Source organism: Nocardia barduliensis, from assembly GCF_013315795.1.
GTDB lineage: Bacteria > Actinomycetota > Actinomycetes > Mycobacteriales > Mycobacteriaceae > Nocardia > Nocardia barduliensis.
This window is the reverse complement of record NZ_JABLTE010000030.1, coordinates 1-18,344: the sequence shown is the minus strand read 5'-3', so window position 1 is coordinate 18,344 and position 18,344 is coordinate 1. Positions and strand designations below refer to the sequence as shown.

At 70.0% G+C, this 18,344-nt stretch carries 17 protein-coding genes; 11 read left to right on the top strand and 6 right to left on the bottom strand.

Annotated features, from left to right (window positions below; translation table 11 throughout):
* The first annotated feature begins 36 nt into the window (after positions 1–36).
* From HOV91_RS15015 to HOV91_RS15005, 3 genes are all read left to right on the top strand, one after another.
* Positions 37–1,239: a GNAT family N-acetyltransferase gene (locus HOV91_RS15015; RefSeq protein WP_174185999.1), complete on the top strand. Its 1,203-nt coding sequence runs from the start codon at positions 37–39 to the stop codon at positions 1,237–1,239.
* A gap of 65 nt (positions 1,240–1,304) precedes the next feature.
* Positions 1,305–1,706, top strand: a complete 402-nt coding sequence (locus HOV91_RS15010; RefSeq protein ID WP_174185998.1) for a YccF domain-containing protein — start codon at positions 1,305–1,307, stop codon at positions 1,704–1,706.
* A gap of 214 nt (positions 1,707–1,920) precedes the next feature.
* The gene (locus HOV91_RS15005; RefSeq protein ID WP_174185997.1) at positions 1,921–2,160 is read left to right on the top strand and encodes a hypothetical protein; all 240 of its coding nucleotides are present in this window, start codon (positions 1,921–1,923) and stop codon (positions 2,158–2,160) included.
* Between the two features lie 51 nt (positions 2,161–2,211).
* Here HOV91_RS15005 and HOV91_RS15000 read toward each other — a convergent pair whose 3' ends face one another.
* A complete protein-coding gene (locus tag HOV91_RS15000) occupies positions 2,212–2,649 on the bottom strand; it encodes a MarR family winged helix-turn-helix transcriptional regulator (protein WP_174185996.1) in 438 nt (145 codons plus the stop codon).
* A 114-nt stretch (positions 2,650–2,763) separates the two neighbouring features.
* On the opposite strand from HOV91_RS15000, the gene HOV91_RS14995 reads away from it, so the two are divergent.
* Complete coding sequence (locus HOV91_RS14995; protein ID WP_174185995.1) at positions 2,764–3,003, top strand: DUF2530 domain-containing protein; 240 nt, start codon at positions 2,764–2,766, stop codon at positions 3,001–3,003.
* Between the two features lie 9 nt (positions 3,004–3,012).
* On the opposite strand, the gene HOV91_RS14990 is transcribed toward HOV91_RS14995, so the two are convergent.
* The gene (locus tag HOV91_RS14990; RefSeq protein WP_174185994.1) at positions 3,013–5,073 is read right to left on the bottom strand and encodes a neutral/alkaline ceramidase; all 2,061 of its coding nucleotides are present in this window, start codon (positions 5,071–5,073) and stop codon (positions 3,013–3,015) included.
* A gap of 126 nt (positions 5,074–5,199) precedes the next feature.
* On the opposite strand from HOV91_RS14990, the gene HOV91_RS14985 reads away from it, so the two are divergent.
* On the top strand, positions 5,200–5,817 hold the full coding sequence (locus HOV91_RS14985) for a TetR/AcrR family transcriptional regulator (protein WP_217440411.1): 618 nt from the start codon (positions 5,200–5,202) through the stop codon (positions 5,815–5,817).
* 4 nt (positions 5,818–5,821) lie between these two features.
* Here the strand turns inward: HOV91_RS14985 and HOV91_RS14980 are convergent, their stop codons facing one another.
* Positions 5,822–8,767: a sacsin N-terminal ATP-binding-like domain-containing protein gene (locus tag HOV91_RS14980; RefSeq protein WP_174185993.1), complete on the bottom strand. Its 2,946-nt coding sequence runs from the start codon at positions 8,765–8,767 to the stop codon at positions 5,822–5,824.
* Between the two features lie 44 nt (positions 8,768–8,811).
* Positions 8,812–10,902, bottom strand: coding sequence for a DUF3027 domain-containing protein (locus HOV91_RS41245; protein ID WP_438822664.1), 2,091 nt, complete (start codon positions 10,900–10,902; stop codon positions 8,812–8,814).
* Between the two features lie 134 nt (positions 10,903–11,036).
* On the opposite strand from HOV91_RS41245, the gene HOV91_RS14970 reads away from it, so the two are divergent.
* From HOV91_RS14970 to HOV91_RS14960, 3 genes are all read left to right on the top strand, one after another.
* Positions 11,037–11,810 (top strand): glutaminyl-peptide cyclotransferase, encoded by a 774-nt coding sequence (locus tag HOV91_RS14970; RefSeq protein ID WP_174185991.1) that lies wholly within the window; start codon positions 11,037–11,039, stop codon positions 11,808–11,810.
* A gap of 92 nt (positions 11,811–11,902) precedes the next feature.
* On the top strand, positions 11,903–13,831 hold the full coding sequence (locus HOV91_RS14965) for an MFS transporter (RefSeq protein ID WP_174185990.1): 1,929 nt from the start codon (positions 11,903–11,905) through the stop codon (positions 13,829–13,831).
* On the top strand, positions 13,828–14,409 hold the full coding sequence (locus tag HOV91_RS14960; RefSeq protein ID WP_174185989.1) for a DUF2771 domain-containing protein: 582 nt from the start codon (positions 13,828–13,830) through the stop codon (positions 14,407–14,409). The genes HOV91_RS14965 and HOV91_RS14960 overlap by 4 nt, the downstream gene beginning before the upstream one ends.
* 10 nt (positions 14,410–14,419) lie before the next feature.
* Here the strand turns inward: HOV91_RS14960 and HOV91_RS14955 are convergent, their stop codons facing one another.
* A complete protein-coding gene (locus HOV91_RS14955; RefSeq protein WP_174185988.1) occupies positions 14,420–15,034 on the bottom strand; it encodes a TetR/AcrR family transcriptional regulator in 615 nt (204 codons plus the stop codon).
* 113 nt (positions 15,035–15,147) lie between these two features.
* On the opposite strand from HOV91_RS14955, the gene HOV91_RS14950 reads away from it, so the two are divergent.
* On the top strand, positions 15,148–16,674 hold the full coding sequence (locus HOV91_RS14950; protein ID WP_174185987.1) for a sulfatase family protein: 1,527 nt from the start codon (positions 15,148–15,150) through the stop codon (positions 16,672–16,674).
* A 33-nt stretch (positions 16,675–16,707) separates the two neighbouring features.
* On the opposite strand, the gene HOV91_RS14945 is transcribed toward HOV91_RS14950, so the two are convergent.
* On the bottom strand, positions 16,708–17,127 hold the full coding sequence (locus HOV91_RS14945; protein ID WP_043719222.1) for a cold-shock protein: 420 nt from the start codon (positions 17,125–17,127) through the stop codon (positions 16,708–16,710).
* 187 nt (positions 17,128–17,314) lie between these two features.
* Between HOV91_RS14945 and HOV91_RS14940 the strand changes: the two genes are divergently transcribed.
* Entirely contained in the window at positions 17,315–17,557 is a 243-nt protein-coding gene (locus tag HOV91_RS14940; RefSeq protein WP_312884618.1) for a hypothetical protein, read from the top strand.
* Between the two features lie 404 nt (positions 17,558–17,961).
* On the top strand, positions 17,962–18,344 hold a 383-nt coding region (locus tag HOV91_RS14935; RefSeq protein WP_174185986.1), incomplete at its 3' end, for a transglycosylase family protein.

The window sequence follows — 18,344 nt, the reverse complement described above, 5'->3', positions numbered from 1 at the left end:
GGTGCGGGCGGGGTGCGAGCGTGGGATGGTCGAGACATGACGCTCCCGGGAATCTCGATTCGGTCCGCCACCGAGGACGACGGGCCCGCGATCATGACGCTGGTGGAGACCTCGTTCGGCACCCGCTACGACCCGGCCGAGTTGCAGCGGATACCGCGGCTGTTCCCGCCGGAGAACACGATCGTGGCGGTCGACGGCGACCAGGTCGTCGGGCACGTGCAGTCCACCACCATGACGGTGACGGTGCCCGGCGAGCGGACCGTGCCGGTGTGCGGCATCGCGGGCGTCGGCGTGGCGCCGACCCACCGGCGGCGCGGCATCCTCCGCGCCATGTACACCGAGCAGCACCGGCGTGTCGAGGCGGCCGGGCTGCCCTTGACCATGTTCACCGCCAGCGAGGGCGGCATCTACGGCCGCTTCGGGTACGGGCCCGCGACGCGGGAGAACGCGGTCGGCATCGACCGCCGCTTCGCCGAATTCCTGCCGTCGGCGCCGGACCCCGGCGGTGTCACACTCCGCACGCCGGGTGAACTGCGCGCGGCCGCGGAGCGGATCTACGATCGCTGGCGCAGGCTGGTGCCCGGCGCGCAGGTCCGCCCGGCGGCGGCATGGGACATCGTGTTCGACGACCCGGAGCGTTTCCGGGACGGCGGCACCACCCTGTTCGGGTTCCTGCACGCCGACGGATACGCGCTGTATCGGTTCCACGCCGACGGCAGGGCGAGAACGGTCGAAGTCGCCGAGATGCGCACGGTCACCGCCGAAGCGCACGCGGCGCTGTGGCGGGCCCTGCTCGGGCTGGATCTGGTCAGCCGGGTCGACGGCGTGCTCACCGACCACGACCCGCTGCCCTATCTGCTGACCGATCCCCGGCTGGTGCGCACGACGGCCCGCTACGACGGGTCGTGGCTGCGCCTGATGGACGTTCCCGCCGCGCTGACGGCGCGCGCTTACACGGGCGAGTTGGATGTGACCATCGAGGTGACCGATCCTTTCCGGAACGCGGGCGGCACATTCGCGCTGCGTGTGCGCGACGGTCAGGCGGAGTGCGCACCCACCGACCGCGCGGCCGATATCGAACTGGGCATCGACGTTCTCGGCAGCATGTATCTCGGCGCGTATCCCGCGCGGGTGTTCGCCGCGGCGAACCGGTTGCGAGCCAAAGATTCCGCGCAGGTGCGTGCGCTCGACGACGCCTTCCGCACGGCGCGCGACGCCATGCTCGGCTGGTTCTTCTGACGGCGCGCCCCGGCGCGGGGAAGGAAGAAATGTCCGAATCGGCGCGCGGCTGGCATGCTGGTCTCATGAAGCCGATTCAGTTGGTGCTCAACATCCTGTGGCTCGTCTTCGCCGGGTTCTGGCTGGCGCTCGGCTACATCGTGGCGGGGATCATCTGCTTCATCCTGATCATCACGATTCCGTTCGGCATCGCGTCGTTCCGGATCGCCGCGTACGTGCTGTGGCCGTTCGGCCGGACCACGGTGGAGAAGCCGGGGGCGGGCGCGGGCTCGCTGATCGGCAACATCATCTGGTTCATCGTCGCGGGCTGGTGGCTCGCGCTGGGCCACCTGCTCACCAGCATCCCGCTGTTCGTCTCGATCATCGGCATCCCGTTCGGCTGGGCCAACCTGAAGTTCATCCCCATCTCGCTGTTCCCGCTGGGACGGGAGATCGTGGACAGCGATCAGCCGTTCGGCACGCGGTAGCCGCTGACCGACCGGAGTGGCCGCCTTTCGGGCCGGTGCGATCAGCGCACATACATCCGTCTACACCACCTCCGCAATATGTCTGTGATCTGCATCACAGAGTGTTAACGAAATCACATCCCTGTGCGAATGTTAGCTAGAAGGTAACTGACGTTTTCCAGTGCCCATCGCGCCCGACTCGGGCGCCGAGCCGACCGCACAGGAGGGCTCCACCATGACCGACCGCACTGCCCGCCGAGCCGACTCGGACTCCGCGCCGCTCGCGCCGATCGCGGCGGTCCTGGGCCTACTGTTGCTCGTCGTCGCGGCCACGCAGCTCACCCGCCTGCCCCGATGGGCCGACGACTACGGCGTACTGGTCTACCCGGCCTTCGTCCTGTGCCTGACGATCTCGGGCGGCCTGCTGTGGTGGGGAGCCGGCATCCTGGTCCGGCTCGTCCGGACGAACCGCTGATTCGCACCGCTGTTCGGCGGCATGGCGATGAATGCCGTTGTCCCCGCGCGGCTACTCGGACTCCGCGACGATCTGCTTCATGATCGCCACGGCGCGAGTGAGCACCACGAGCTGCTCCTCGGTGAGCGTGGACAGCTGCTCGGTCATCCATGCCTCACGCGCGCTGGTCTCGTCGGCGATGAGCGCGCGGCCCGCCGAGGACAGCGAGACGATGATCTGACGGCCGTCGGTCGGATGCGGGTTGCGCTCCACCAGATCCAGATCGGTGAGCGAGGCGATGACACGAGTCATGGACGGGGGCTGGACGCGTTCTTTCGCCGCGAGCGCACCCGGCGTCATCGCGCCCTCCCGCGCGAGGGTGGCGAGCGCGGAGAGTTGGGTGAGCGAGATCTGCGAGTCGGCCCGACGGCCGCGCAGGTGTCGCGTCAGGCGAACGACCGCCAGCGAGAGCTCACCAGCAAGGGCTCTGACATCCGATGGCGTTGTCACAGTGGCAAACGATACGGGACCGCGGGCGGCCGGTCGCGGGTTCCCGCGCTGCGGGATCGGCTCGCTTCCACTCGGCCTGCGGACTTCGTCTCCAGGTCCGATTAGGCTGAGCTCGTGACGCAGAAAGTCCCGCAGCTCCCGCCGCGCCTGACCGATCCGCGCCCCGTGCTCGCGGTCGGCAGCGCGCTGTGGCTGATCGCCACCGTGGTGGTGTGGGCGGGCGGCGACCGGTGGGCGTCGGCCCGCCCCGTCTGCCTCATGGGCATGGTGGTGGGCCTGATGGCCCTGGTGATCTATCTGGTCCAGCGTCGCGGCGCGCGACGCGGGGACAAGGGCGCGCAGACCGGTTTGTAGCTCAGCCGGTCACGCTCGGCCCACCTCGAATTCGTCGGTGGCGCCGGTGAACGGGAACAGCGCGCCACTGGGATCGAGACGGGTCGCGTAGTGCTGGAAGCGGTAGCGTCCCGGCTCAGCGTCGAGCGGGATGTCCCAGGTGAACCGGGCCACCGACTCGGCGAGCCCGCGCTTGCTCCAGTGGTATCGCACCGCCCACTCGCCCTCGTTGGCCACCCGCGCCCACTCGCCGGAGGCATTCCTGCGCTGCACTTCCAGGAAGGTCCCGTTGCGGCGGTTGTCGTGTTTCGGATGCGCCGAGACGAATTCGGCCACCACGCGGCCACCTGGCCCGTAGGAGGGATGGGGCTGCACCAGCACGTCCCCGAAGGCGCGCCCCGCCGCTGCCGCGTCCGGGCCGGCGCCCACCTGGAAGTTCGGCTGTAGCTGGGACACATCGCGCGGCGCCGGACCGCGCGGCACCCCGGCACCGGCGGCGAAGGCCGTGGCCAGCCGGGTGAACTCCTGCTGATAGGCGCACAGGGTGTAGCGGCCGAACAGTGTCGAAGCGCCCTCGTACTGCTGGGAGTCGTATTCCTCCGGCGTGGTGACATATTCGTGGTAGGCGTTCGCGTACCCCTGCATGAGCACCTGCTCCAGCGGGACGTGCAACGCTTCCGCGACCGCCTGGCGAACCCGCAGGCCCGCCGTGATGGTGAACTCCCCACCCGCGGCGGCGAGATAGAGCTCGCCGATGCGAACGAGCTGAATCGGCAGCACATTCGGCACCCACGCGACCGGAGGCAGCAAACCGAGCGGCACAGCGATCGCTTTCGGGGCCTGCGCGCCCGCCAGCCAGGCCGGTGCGGGCTGAGCCGGGTCACCGAGCGCCTCGAGAAACGGATTGCGCACACCTTCCGGAACAGGGCCACCCGGCAAGCCCGGACCGTCCTCGACACTGCCCGCGATCAGCGAGACTCCCGCCGCGGCGGGCGCGGTGCGACGCGGCAGGCCGTCCGGTGTGAAGCGACCGTCCACCGCGATGTCGGCCAGGTCGATGTAGCAGAGCAGCCCGTCCACCGGACCGGAGATCGAGTTCGCCCGCGCCACCGCCTCTTTCGACGCCGCGTACTGCCGCTCGCCCAGGATCCGGGTGTTCTCGAACTCGTCCTCGGTGGGCCCGGAGCCGGGACGCAGATTCAGGTTCGGGGACATGTCGCCGGCGTTGGTCTGCGCGAAGGCGGCCACGAACGCGGGCTTGCCGTCCAGGTATCGCACGCCGTGCTCGATGTGCTCACCGGAGAACGAGGCATAGCCCTTGTTGTCGGAGCTGATCAGCCGGTTCGCGTTGGTCATCGAGGTGTTGTGGGTGGCGAACCAGGTGATGGTCCCGGCCATCCGGCCGCCCTTGCGCAGGACGAGCGTGGTGACCGCGGGATCGATCGCGTCCGGGAAATGTCGCCGGTCCGCCGCCGGATTGCGTTCCCAGGCCACCCGCGAGCGATTCACGCTCGCGTCGTGCAGCTCGGTGCGGCCGACCGCGAGCGAACCGGGGCCGAGATCGGCGTGCGCGGCGGCGATCGCCTCGACGATCCCGTTCACCTCGGCGTCGTACACCTGCTGCTGGAAACCGAGGATGGACAGGTTGTAGGCGTAGTCGTGGCTGGAGCCGCCGCAGGTGGCGTGCGAATGCGTGGAGGTGAGCAGGACGTTCTGCTCGGTGTACAGATCGCCGAAGCGCCGGGCCAATTCGGCGAGCACGCCGCGGTGCACGGACTGGAAGATCATCCCGTTCTCGGCCACCGCGAAGACGATCCGCCGCCCCGCGCTGCCGATGACGAACGCCCGCGCGCGCGGGCGCAGGTGAATGCCCGCGGTCTGCTGCTCGAGCTGGGAGTAGCCCATCATGCCGCATTCCGCGGCCGGGCCGGTGATGTCGGAAAGCCCGACGCCGATCTCGTACTCGCCGGAATCCGCCGCGGCGGCGGCCGGAAGGCCGAGCACGCCGCTCATCCCGGGCGCCGTCGCGGCCGCGAGCGCGGCCGAACCGATCGCGGTCCGGGCCAGAACAGTTCTGCGCGACACCGACATACCGTCTCCCTTCCGTTCCCGAAGCAGCGAACCACACAGCTGGTCACTCGTCCAGTCCAGGTTTTTCCGGCTCGCGAATTGACTGCGCGGGCCGTGGGCGCTTAACTCCCTTGGGTGTCCTCCCGATTGAGCGTCGAAGAACGACGGGCCCACCTTATCGAGGCCGCGATCGGCCTTGCCGAGAAAAAGGGTGTTGCGGGCGTGACCACGCGCGATGTCGCTCAGGCGGCCGGCGTCTCGCTCGGTGTGGTGCATTACTGTTTCGAAAACAAGGACGCTCTGATGACCGAGCTGGTCAAAGCGTTGTCGATGGAATTACGCGATTCCGTCGACGCAAACGAAACGGTATGGCAGGACGTCGGAAGTGGAAAAGAAGCCCTTCAAAAATTGATCCGTGCCGGACTCGAACTCATGTGGCTCAACATCGAAGCCACTCCGGAACGGCAGCTGCTCACTTACGAAACCACCACATACGCGCTGCGGGAAGGTGAGCAAACCCCGGCGAAATTGGCGATCGCGCGCGAACAGTACAACTTCAACGACTCCACCGTCGCCGACATCCTCGAGCACGCGCGCGACGCGACCGGCACCAGTTGGTCGGTCCCGGTGCAGACGCTGAGCCGGTTCACGCTCAACGTCATCGACGGCCTGGTGCTGCGGTGGCTGGTGGACGACGACAGCGAGAGCGTGCGCGGGCAGCTGGATCTGCTGAGCGAGATGCTCACCGGATACGCCGCGCAGTAACCGCTCAGCCGTGCGAGTGCGGCGCGTGGACGTGCACGGCCGCGCCGGTTCGCCACCAGGGCACCGCCACCGTCGCCTCGATCGCACCGCTCAGGCGCACCGTCAACTCCCGGTGCACGATCAGCTCGCCCGCTTGCGGAGGCAGGTCGAACACTTGACGCAGCACCACGCCCAGCGGCTCGGCCGCCCAGGTCGTGCGGCGGCCGGTGCCGACCACCTCGGCGGTGACGGCCTCGGACACCAGCGGCAGGTCGAGCAGAGCCGCCAAGGCGGAGGCGGTTTCGCTGTCGCCCGTCACCAAGCGGTCCGGCGGCACCGCCAGCCCGAACCACGGTTGATCCAGGACGAACGCGTCACCCGGGTCCGCCACGGCGCCGGAGAGCGTGCGCACGCGATCGGGCGGTTCCAGATCGCCGATGTCGAGCACACCCGCGTCGACGGCGGCCGCCATGCGCGCGTGCGCGCGCGAAACCACCTCGGGCACGGGTGTTTTCGAGGGATCGGCGAGCGCGTCGAGCAGCGCGGCGACCAGCTCTTCGGTGATCGTCCTCGGGTCGGCGAGCACCGCGCGATAGGCATCCGGGTCGACTCCTGCGACGGCGAACGCCGGTAGCAGCCCGGCGAACTCGGTGTCGGCGGGGTGACGGAACAGGCCGAGCGCGGTGCTGTCGATCCGCGCGTACGCGCGCAGCCACCACGCGGTGTAGCCGTCGGCGTCGGCGAGCAGGCGGCGGGTGCGCGGCGTGGCGGCCAGCTGCCGCAACGCCTCCGGCCAGGCGTGGTCGTCGACCAGGTCGAGGTCGCGGACGGCGATCAGCTCCGGCGGATCGTCCGACAGGGTCGACCACCACTGATCCTCGTCGGCCAGATCATGGTCCGGGCCGGTCGGATCGGCTTCCACGAGCACGACGAAATCCCAGCCGACGCCGACCGCGCGCAACGCGTCGGTACCGTAGCGTTCCACCACCTGGGGGTCGAGCGTGCCGAACGGCGCGTCCGGCACGAGCAGCTCACGCAGCGGCGCGCCGGGCAGCAGCAGTTCGTCGGCGGGACGCGGTTCGCCCTCCGCATCGGGCAATTCGAGCAGTCCGAGCCAGGACGGCAGCGACTCCGGGTCGGCGTGCGCGGCGAGACGCAGGATGGCGTCGACGGTGTCGGGATCGCCCGGATGATCCTCCAGGTCGGCCTGCAACGCCGGGTCGTTCAAGAGATCCTCGGCGGTGGCCGACCGCGCACCGAGCCGGGCCAGCAGCGGGTGCGCGGCTTCCGGGTGCGCCAGCCTGGCCCAGTGCACCGGGATGGCGACCTCGAGCTGATCGTCCAGCACCACGGTGCGCGGCCCGGTGACCAGTCGGCCATCGGCCAGCGGAACCGCCAGCGCGCCCAACTCTTCCGCCGCAAGCGGATCCACCACGAACGGTTCCAGCGCGGCATAGAACGAGCGCCACCAACTCGGCGGACGCTCCAGCCCCGCCGACAATTCCGCGAGCCGGGCCAGTCCGAGCCGGTGCACGTCCAGCACGCCCATGGCCTCGGCGTTGCCTCGCCCGGAGAGATCGGGGATCACCAAGGGGCCGACCACGTCGTCGAGCAGCGCGGCCAACTCCGCGGTGAGGCCGGTGAAGACGTATGCCCGGGTGGGGACGGCCATGCCCTGGAGCGGGGCTTGCACGACGGTGAACGGCGCATCGGCGAAGCCGGAAGCCGCATCGGGTGCGTCGAGCAGTCCTTCGGAGGCTGGTCCTGCTTCGGTCTCGGCACCGTCCGCGTCGGCGAGCGTTCCATCCAGCGCTTCGGCGGGCCACACCAGTTCGTCGCGAGCGGCGGATTCGTCGAATGAGCCGGTCAGCGGTTCGTGGCCTGCGGCGGAGCCTTCCCGCGAAGCGCGCCGGTGGGTGGCTACGACCGGGAGCCAGGCGTGCGATCGCAGTTCGTGCAGCAGGGCCTCGCGCAGCAGCCCGTCGGCCTCGCTGCGCGCGAAACCAGGCGCCGGGACCAGCACGAGACGGTCGCGCGGTGGAAGGGCGCGAGCGAAATCGGCGTAACCCGCCGCCAGTTCCGCGAGCCGGGCACCGGGCAACAGCCTGCGACGATCCGGTTGCATGGAAATATCGGCGATGAGCAGCGCGGGCAGCGACAGTTCCTCGTCGGAACGAGTGGGCGCGCGCAGCACGTCGGGAGCGGCGGCCACCGGCTTACCGTCGCGCACGGGCAGCAGCCAGCGTGCGCGCGGTGCGCGGTACTCCCACCAGGTGCGCTGTTCGCTGCCCGGCCCGTCGACATAGACCTCGTGCATGCCCTCGCCCATGTCTTCGGCGCTGTAGACGAATTCGTCCGCGCCGACGCGGATGCGATGCAGAGCGGGCAATTCGAGCAGCAGGTCGACGGCTTCGGCGCGCATCGCCGCCAAGAGCGCGTCGGCGTCGACGTCCGCGCGCAGGCGCAGCCCCACATCGGTGTCGAGACCATCCGACGGTCGCGCCGCGCTCGGCCAAGCCAACCGAAGCACCGGAGGGGCGAATTCGCCGGTATCGACGGCGGGAATGCGGATCTGGTTGCGGCTCAGGTCATCCCGGGTCAGATCGCGAGAGAAACGCAAGGACCCGGAGGCGGACCGTAGCTCTATGTCATCGCTCACCGCGAGCACCGCGGTGAACCCGACACCGAACCGCCCGACGGAGCCGTCGCCGGACTTTCCCGACGCGCGCAGCGCGGTGAGCGCGTGCACGCCGGAGACGTCCAGCGGCGCACCCGTATTGCCGATCGACAGGTCACGGCCGTCGAGCCGGACGACGAGCTCGCCGGGCACGCCCGCCTTGCGCGCGGCGTCGGCGGCGTTCTGCGCCAGCTCGGTCAGCAACCGGTCGCGGTAGCCCGCGCGCACCAAGTCGTGCTCGGTCGCCGCGTCCTCCCGCAACCGAGTCGGCGAATCACGCCATGCGGCGAGCACTCCCGCCCGCAGCGCCGCGGTGCCGAACGGATCGGCGGCCTCGATCAGCTCCGCGGCGATGACTGGAACTCCGGCCGTGTCTCGGACCCCGGCTCGTCACCGGTGTCCTCGACGCCTGCCTGCTCGATCGGCTCGACCGAGCTCTCCGAAGCGACGGCGGCGCTTTCCGTATCGAGCGATGCGGCATCCGCAGAGGCCGAACCGCTCTCGTCGACGGCTGCAGGCGAGTCCGCCGCGTCACCCGTACGGAGCGCTGAGCTGCTGTCGGCGTCGTCTGCCGTGCCGCTCGGCTCGTCCTGAGCGGCGACCCCAGGCATCGCGTCAGCGGCGGCAGACGCGGTGTCGTTCACCGGCTCGGCGTCTACCGAATCGCTCGCCTCGTCCAGGGCAGCGACGGCAGGCATCGCGTCAGCGGCGGCAGACGCGGTGTCGTTCACCGGCTCGGCGGCAGCGTGCGCGCTCGAGGTCTCCCGCACGGCGGACGGAACGTCGGCTTCGGCAGCTACAGCGGCGGAATCAACTTCGCCCACCCGGTCTGCGCCGACCGCCTCGGGCTCGTTCCCCTCGGCACCTGCGGTCGCCGTGTGGTCCTCGGTCTGGTCCACGCTGGTCGAACTTGAAGCCGCGTTCTCTTCCGTGCCCGCCGTGTGCTCCGATGCCGCGTCCTCTCCGGCAGCGGCAACCGCCTCCACGACATCAGAGGTCTCGGCAACGGCAAGGTCCTCGGTGGCGGCATACTCTCCGGCGAGGGCCGTGTCTTCGGCGACAGTAGCGTTCGCGGCGGCCACAGCATCGCCGGCAACCGCAGAGGCTTCCGACACTTCCGCGTTTACATCGGTTGCAGGGGTTTCGACAGCCACAGCGTCGTCCGCGACCGCAGCGGTCGAACCGGCCGCAGCGTGCTCGGGAACCGTGGGTGCTTCGTTGATCTCGGTGTCCGCACCGACAGCGAGCGTCTCGCCAACCGGAGCGTCCTCGGCGCCCGCAGCTGCCGCAGCGACAACAGCGTTTCCGGCGACGGCAGCTTCCTCGGCGACGGCAGCGTTCTCGCCTAGCGCTTCAGCGGGCGCAACGGCATCGTCGGTAACCGCAGTGGTCTTGCCGACCTGCGCGTCCTCGGCAACCGCAGCGCCTTCGGCGATAACCGCGTCCTCGACAGCCGCAGCGCCCTCGGTCACGTCCTCGGCAACCGCCACGTCCTCGGCAACCGCAGCGCCCTCGACAACCGCAGCGCCTTCGGCCATCGCAGCGTCCTCGACAGCCGCAGCACCCTCGGCAACCGCCACGTCCTCGGCAGGGCCGACACCCTCGGCTACCGCTTCATCGGCAACCGCCTTGTCCTCGGCAACCGCCGCGTCTACGCGGGCCTCAGCCGTCCTCGTCGTGTCCTCCGGCTCATCGGCGGCCACGGTGGACGCACTGCTCGTCTTCTCCGCAGCGTGCCGGTCACCACCCCCGGGAGCCGAAACCTCGGCTGTGCCCGGTGCGGCGGCACGCGCGCCTTCTGTTTCGAGCGCGATCACTTCGATGGCCGCGTCGTCATAGGCCTCGTACAGGGGGGAGCCGCCGCCGGCGGGGATCTCGGTGTCGGAGTGCGCGCCGCAGCCGTAGGCGACGTGGACGACGCGCCCGTCGGCGCCCATGACGTTGCCGCAGACACCGAACGCGGCGCGCAGCGCTCCGGCCAGCGGCAGGTAGAAGCCGCAACTGCCGCAGGTGGCCGGCGCGGCCTTGGCCATCTCGGAGTCGGGGCCGTGTTCGGCGTACCAGCGTTCGGCGGCCTCTTCGCGGCCTTCCCTGCTCATCACCTTGGGGCGGCCGAGACCGAGCTCGTAGGTGACTTCGTCGACCACCGGGTCGCCGGTCGCGACATAGCCGGGCACCAGGCGCGGGTCGTCGGCGGGCGGGGCCAGCAGGTCGCCGGGCGCGAGGTCCCCGGGGCGCACGCGCTGCTCCCATGGCACGAACTCGGGTGCGACCAAGGCGTCGGGGCCGGGCAGCAACGCGGACTCGCTGACCGTCGCGTGATCGGCTCCGGGCGGGGCGGCCACCACGACCGCCCACTGCCACCCGCGATAGCCGGGCAGCGTGGCCTCGAATCGATGGGTCGCCGCGCTCTCGTCCTCGGCGATCACGCCGAGGTGCGCACCGACCGCCGATGGTTCCAACTCCAGGAGCGCACGGCGGGCCAAATCGACGGCATCGGCCAGAATCGGCCGTACGCCGGACTCCGAAACAGAAACTGCGCTCACGGCCTACATTTTGCCGTATGGAACGCAATCGGCGTTCGTTGGCCGTCGGTGTGCTGGTCGGTCTGCTCGTCGTGAGCGGATGCGGCGCCGCCGAGGACACGACACCCAGGATGAACATCGAGGTGGTCGGCACCCGGCCACACGACCCGAAGGCGTTCACCCAGGGTCTGGAAGTCGATGGCGAGGTGCTCTACGAGGGCACCGGTCTGGCCGGCGCGTCGAGCGTGCGCGCGTCCCGGCTGACGACCGGCGAGGAACTGGCCAGGACCGAGTTGCCCGCTCCCTACTTCGGCGAGGGCATCACGGTCGCCGGCGGCACACTCTGGCAGCTGACCTGGCACGACGGCGTCGCGATCGCGCGCGACCCGGCCACCTTGGCCGAACGCGGCCGGGCGAGCTACGAGGGTGAGGGCTGGGGCCTGTGCGCCGGGGACGGGCGGCTGATCATGAGCGACGGCACCGACCGGCTCACCTTCCGTGATCCGGTCACTTTCGCCCCGACCGGCTCGGTCGAGCTGACCAGCCACCACGGCGCGCGCCTCAACGAACTCGAATGCGCGGCGGACGGGTCGGTCTACGCCAACGACTGGCCCACCGACACGATCCTGCGCATCGACCCGGACTCCGGCGCGGTGCTGGCGTCCGCCGACGCCGCCGGTCTGCTCCCGGCGACCGCCCGGGCCGGGGCCGACGCCCTCAACGGCATCGCCCAACTGCCCGGCACCGACCGGTTCCTGATCACGGGCAAGAATTGGCCGACCATGTTCGAGGTCCGCTTCGCGCCCGCCTGAGCGGATCGGCGAGCCGCGACGATGGTCACTTTCCACCGCCGCCACGGAGCGTGCGTGAACGCCCAGCGCGGGAGTACGCCAGAATTGAAGTCGTGACTACTCCCCGCGAACCTTCCGGTCCCGACCGTGATCGGTGGGAAGGCGAGGAGTCCCCGCCGTTCGATCGGCATCCCGGTTTCGACCGATATCCGCCACCCAATGCGCCGCGACGTCGCGGGCCGCTGCCGCCGCTGCGACGCGGGCGCGCCTCCGAGCGTCGCGACCAGGCGGGATCACCACCGCCGAGTCCGCGACACGACCCACAACGGCCCGCCGAGCCTCCGCCGACCAAGCCTTTCCCGAGCGGACCGGAGGCCGAGCAACCGAGTTCCCGCGGCAGGGAGCCTCGACACGTCTTCCCGCACCGTCCGCAGCCGCCTCGCCGGAGCGAACCACCGTCCGACGACGACTATCCCGAGACCGCCGTCCAGGATCAGGGGCATCCACCCGCAGGCGCGGCGCCAACCGGTGCGCAGCGGATGCCGCGCAAACTCACGGTTACCCGGGTGGCCGCCATGCGCGGCCGGGAGCTCACCGAAAAGGGCATCGCGACCTTCCAGCGCGCGGCCAAAGCCGACGGCGCCGACAAGTCGGGCCTGACGGCGCTCACCTACGCCACCATGGCGAACTTCGCCCTCGACGCCGCCATCGCGGTGGCGCTGGCCAACACCCTGTTCTTCGCCAGCGCCACCGCCGAGAGCAAGACGAACGTCGCGCTGTACCTGCTGATCACGATCGCGCCGTTCGCGGTGATCGCCCCGCTGATCGGCCCGATGCTCGATCGCCTGCAGCGCGGTCGCCGCCTGGCGCTGGCGACGTCGTTCGCGGTGCGCGCGGTGGTCGCGGTGGTGCTGATCCTCCAGTTCGACACCTGGGCGCTGTATCCGCTCGCACTGTGCATGATGATCGGCAGCAAATCGTTCTCGGTGCTCAAGAGCGCGGTGACCCCCCGGGTGCTGCCGCCGGACATCGATCTGGTCCGCACCAATTCCCGGCTCACGGTGTTCGGATTGGTCGGCGGCACCCTCGGCGCGGGCGCGCTCGCCGGGGTCGCCGCGGCGATCGCGAATTCCGCCGGCGCACTGGTTTTCGCGGCGCTGATCGCCGGGGCGGGGGCCTACCTGAGCCTGCGTATCCCCTCCTGGGTCGAAGTCACCGAGGGTGAGGTGCCCGCGACGCTGAGCTATCACGGCCCCGACGCGCACACCGAGGTGCTGTCCTCCGGCAAGGAATCGTCGGTGCCGCCGCGCAAACGCAGGCAGCCGCTCGGTCGCGCCGTGGTGACCGGGCTCTGGGGCAACAGCGCCATCCGCGTGCTGACCGGGTTCCTCACCTTCTACGTCGCTTTCGTCGCCAAGGCCACCGAGCACCGCCCGGTGCAGCAGGCCCTGATGCTCGGCGCGGTCGGCGCGGCCGCGGCCGTCGGCAACTTCGCGGGCAACGCGACCGGCGCCCGGCTCCAGCTCGGCAGGCCGGCACTCATCGTGCTGGGCTGCACGGCGGCCTGCGCCCTGGTGGCGCTGTTCGCGACGTTCGCGAACAATCTGCTGGGCGCGGCGGCCGCCGCCCTGGTCGCGGCCGCGACGAGCGCGCTGGCCAAGGTGTCGCTGGACGCCTCGATCCAGGACGACCTGCCGCCGGAGTCGATCGCCTCCGGCTTCGGTCGCTCGGAGACCGTGCTGCAGCTCAGCTGGGTCGTCGGCGGCGCGGCGGGCGTGCTGCTGCCGACCGACTACTGGAAGGGTTTCGCGGTGGTCACCGCGATCCTCGTCCTCGGCTTGGTGCAGACTTTCCTCAGCTTCCGCGGTCACTCGTTACTGCCCGGCCTCGGCGGCAACCGTCCGCAGCACGCGGAACAAGAGGTGCCCGCGCCCCGGCCGCACGGATACCCCGAAAGCGCACCCCGCGCACAGGATCCGGCGGCGCGGCGCGGCGGCGACACCAAACGCATCCAACGAGGGCAAGGAGACCCGATCTGGTGAGCAAGCTCAACGCACGCACGATCGTCGCGCTGGTCGCGGCCGCCCTGCTGGTGCTCACCCTCGCCTTCGCGGGCGTGCTGGCGGTGCTGGTGCGCAACGCCGACGAACCCGACGTCACCCTCACCGCCTACGCGCACGGCAAGACGGTCACCGTGCGGCCGTTCAGCTACTGCGCGGTGACCATGCGGGACTGCCGCATCCTGCCCGCGGACGATGCGGCTGGGACGGTGTTCGCGACGTTGAACTGCGCCCCTGACACGCCGGACTGCCACCGCGGCCGCACCGTCGAGTTGGAAGTCCCCGCCGGTTACCCCCTGCAACTGTCGCTGCCGAAGCAGGTCGCCGACGCGCCCTGGCTCGCCCAGCTCGTCTACCTGCTGCCCAACGGCGAGAAGGTCGACCAGGTGATCAGCCGCAACGACTACCCCGACCGCGCGCTCGCCCTCACCATCGACTCGAAGCCCGAACCCGATCTGCGCCTCATCGGCGTCGAATTCCAGCTGCCCATCCTCGCCCGCGACGAAACCGGCCGTGAGTTCTACGTGCCGCACGCGACCTGGTCGATCAGCACCGCGTAGCAGGCGGACGCTACGCCGGAGGATCGAGTGGGCGCCGCGCCGTGAGCGCGGTCCGCACCAAGCGCCCGACAGCGTCGATACGCTCCGAGGTACCGCTGCCGCCGACCTGCACCACGGTGATGACCACGGCGGTGAAGACGGCCTCGAGCGCGATGGCGGTGTCGCGCGGATCGAGGTCTTCGGCGATGTCCCCGGCCTGCTGACCGGCGCGCAGCCCCGCTTCGAGCGCTTGCCGGATGCGATCCGGCACGACACCGCCGACCAGTCGGACGAGCAACCCCGGCTCCTGTCCGGCCAGGACGCGATGCACCAGCGGGTAGGCGTCGAGCCTGGTCACGAACCGGCTGACGACCTGCTGCCAGTAGACGGCGTCCATCGGGCCCGACCGGGGCAGCGCCGCGTCGCACAGCCGCGCGGCGTCGCGGTCGAACGCGGCGACGAACAGCGCCTCTTTGTCCGCGAAGTGGAAATACACCGCCGAGGGCGCCAAACCCACCTCGCGGGCCACCGCCGCCACCGAGGTGTTGCGGAAGCCTTGGTCGGCGAACCGGCGGGTGGCGACGTCGAGGATGGCCTGCCGCGTCTGCTCACCGCGCGCCGTAGTGGACGTCTCGGTTCCTGACACCCGTGCAGAGTAGCGCGACGACTCCCACCAGCGGAAAAGTCATACTGAATGATTTCATCAAATCATCAGTTAGGGTGGTGCTGCCCGTTCGACGCACCAGGAAGGCCCCGCCCGTGCCCGACTCCGATCAGTTCCTCGCCCACCCATCGGCTCCGAGCCGGCGTCAGGTTCTCGCGATGATGGCCGCCGCCTCGGTGCCCGCCCTGAGCGGAGCGCTCGCCGCCGAGGCAACCGCGGCTCCGGCGGCGCGGCCGAACATCTTGGTGATCATGACCGATCAAGAGCGCGCGGATGTCGTCCTACCCGCGGGCTTCGCCCTGCCCGCCCGCGACCGGGTGGCGGCCGCCGGAGTCCGGTTCACCATGCACCATTCCCCGACGGCCCCCTGCTCGCCCGCGCGATCGGCGTTCTTCACCGGAGCACACGCCCCCGTCACCGGCATGACCGACAACGTGCGCGGCAACGACCTCATCGGCGCGGTGCTCGGACCGCTGCACGCCTGGAGCCCGAATCTCGACACCACCATCCCGACCATCGGAACGGTGCTGAAGAACGCCGGCTATCGGACCGCCTACATCGGGAAATGGCACCTCTCCGAGCCGGTCGGCGCCGAGAGCACGGCGCTGTCGGCATACGGGTTCGACGAGGCCTACGACATCCTCTCCGGCGGCGGGCCGAACGAGGGCGCACACGAAGATCCGGGCGTCGTCGAGAACGCCGTCGGCTGGCTGCGACGGCACGGCAGCGACGCCCGACCGTGGCTGTGCGTGGTCAGCATGGTGAACCCGCACGACATGATGTACTGCCCGCGCTTCTACCGCCTGCAGGACGTGCCGGATCACGGCGCCGACGTGCCGCCGAATTTCGAGTCCGACCTGTCGGCCAAACCGCGCGTACAAGCCGTGTGGCGCACCATGAACGAGGCGGTCGGCGGTCTGATGCCGAACGAGGTCGACTCGCCGCTCGGACGCACCCGATGGCGGCAGTGGGGCAACTGGTATCTGGAGTTGCTGCGCCGCACCGACGAGTTGATGACCGAGGTCCTCGACGCGTTGGACCACAGTGGCGGTGCGGGCAACACCGTCGTGGTCCGGGTCGCCGATCACGGCGAACTCGGCGGCGCGCACGGACTGCGGCAGAAGGGCGCGATGATCTACCGCGAGAACAACCGCGTGCCCCTGGTCATCGCCGACCCCAGGAAGCCCGCCACGCACGGAACCACCACCGCCGCGCTGACCTCGCACATCGACCTGGTGCCGACCCTGGCCGCACTGGCCGGGATCGGCGGCGCGGCAGGCTCACTCGTCGGCAAGGACCTCACACCCTTGCTGGCCGATCCGGAGGGCTCGCTCCGCGACGCGATCCTGCTCACCTCCGATGCCAAATCCAGCGGCGGCCAAGCACCCGGCGTCGAATACTGCCTGCGGGGCGCGGTGACGCCCCGCTACAGCTTCGCCCGCTATTCGACGCCCCATGGGATCGCCGGTCCACGCGAAGTTTTCGACTACGAACTCTACGACCGGCAGGAAGATCCCCACGAGATGCGCAACCTCGCGCACAACGGCGGCGCGGCCGAATTGGTCGAGGAGATGAACGATCTCGTCGACAGCCTCATCGCCCGAGAACTGCGCGGTGGCTGAACGCCGAGCGCCCGGGTGACTTCGCGCGGGCGCCTATCGGTCCAGTTCGCGCGCCACCGCGCGGACGACCTCCGAGATGCGCTGCGCCGTCTTGCGATCCGGGTACTTGCCCTTGCGCAGATCCGGCTGCACCTTCGCCTCGAGCAAGGTGATCATGTCCTCCACCATGCCGTGCAGCTCGTCGGGCGTGTGCCTGCGCGCGGCAGGTTCCTTGCGCGCGTTGCGTTCCTGGCCCTGGCGGACCGACGGCGGCGCCTCGAGCAGCTTGAGACTCAGCGCCTGGGGGCCACGGCGGCCCGCGGCCATGCCGAACTCGACGCGCTGGCCGGGCTTGAGACCGTCGACGCCCTGGGGCAGCGCGGACGAGCGGACGTAGACGTCCTCACCCTCGTCCTGGGAAAGGAAGCCGAAGCCCTTTTCGACGTCGTACCACTTCACCCTGCCGGTCGGCACTGCGCTCACCCGTTCGTCATCGAAACTCGGACCCCTACGGCCCGAGCACATCTGTCCACCGGGCCGGTCACACGACCGGCCCTTTTCCTGTGCGAAAAGAACGCGCCCAGCACGATTGCAGGACGCGATTGCCACCGAGTCTACCCCGGTGCGAATAACGCAAGCACATCAGTTTTACCGTCGAGCCGTGACGAACCCTTCCGCTCCGACCCCTTCCGGCGGCTCGCCTCGACAGCGCGGCGATTGGTTGCTGCAGCTCGCACTCTGCTTGTTCGCGCTGGGATTGCTGGCGATCATCGCCATCTTCGCGATCCCCATACTCACCGACGGCGAGCCGGGACTGTGGCTGTACTTCGGGGCGATGCTCGCGCCGCTGGGGTTCGTGCTCGCCCTGACGTTCGCTCTGCGCTCGGGCCGCCGGTCCCGCTGAACGGAAGGCAAGCCGTCGTCCACCGCGAACTGGTTACCCGGCGCGTTCGTTACCCACTCCGATGTGTGATCCTCATCACATTACGGGTTGGTCACGAGGTGGTGACGATGGTCGACCCGCGCAGCCACGGCCGCTCTAGCTGCGCGAAGGCTTTTTCCGCAGCTGATATTCCGCCGAGACCCACTGGTACACACCGGTTACCAAATAGTGATTTTTCCCGGGGTTCGTCGTACCGTCTTATCCAGCCGGGACACACCGGCGACCACCGGCCCGCCGCACCGAGCCTCGCCCCGCGGGTACCGGAACCCCAACGGAAACGTAGGGGCGAGGGCGGAACGGACGACCTCTCAGTCCGAACCAGAACCGAAGATGTCGCAGGTGCGTCGAGAGGAAGACGAACCCGAATGAGTGGACGCCATCGCAAGCCAAGCTCGACCGGCCGCACGGTAGCCAAGGTTGCCGTCACCGGCGCCATCATCGGCACCGCCGGTGTGGCATTCGCAGGCAACGCCAGCGCGGCACCCGACTCCGACTGGGATCGACTCGCTCAGTGCGAGGCCGGCGGCAACTGGGGCATCAACACAGGCAACGGTTTCCAGGGCGGGCTGCAGTTCTCGCCCAGCACTTGGCGCGCCCACGGCGGCCAGGAGTACGCCGCCTCGGCCAACCAGGCCAGCCGTGAACAGCAGATCGCGGTCGCCGAGAAGGTGCTCGCCTCGCAGGGCTGGGGCGCTTGGCCCTCCTGCTCGTCCAAGCTGGGTCTGAGCAGCGCGCCCACCCCGCGCTC

Excerpts from the sequence above, each read along its gene's own strand:
- HOV91_RS15015 (WP_174185999.1), top strand. The coding sequence starts at position 37 with ATGACGCTCCCGGGAATCTCGATTCGGTCCGCCACCGAGGACGACGGG.
- HOV91_RS15010 (WP_174185998.1), top strand. The coding sequence starts at position 1,305 with ATGAAGCCGATTCAGTTGGTGCTCAACATCCTGTGGCTCGTCTTCGCC.
- HOV91_RS15005 (WP_174185997.1), top strand. The coding sequence starts at position 1,921 with ATGACCGACCGCACTGCCCGCCGAGCCGACTCGGACTCCGCGCCGCTC.
- HOV91_RS14990 (WP_174185994.1), bottom strand. The coding sequence starts at position 5,073 with ATGTCGGTGTCGCGCAGAACTGTTCTGGCCCGGACCGCGATCGGTTCG.
- HOV91_RS14970 (WP_174185991.1), top strand. The coding sequence starts at position 11,037 with ATGGAACGCAATCGGCGTTCGTTGGCCGTCGGTGTGCTGGTCGGTCTG.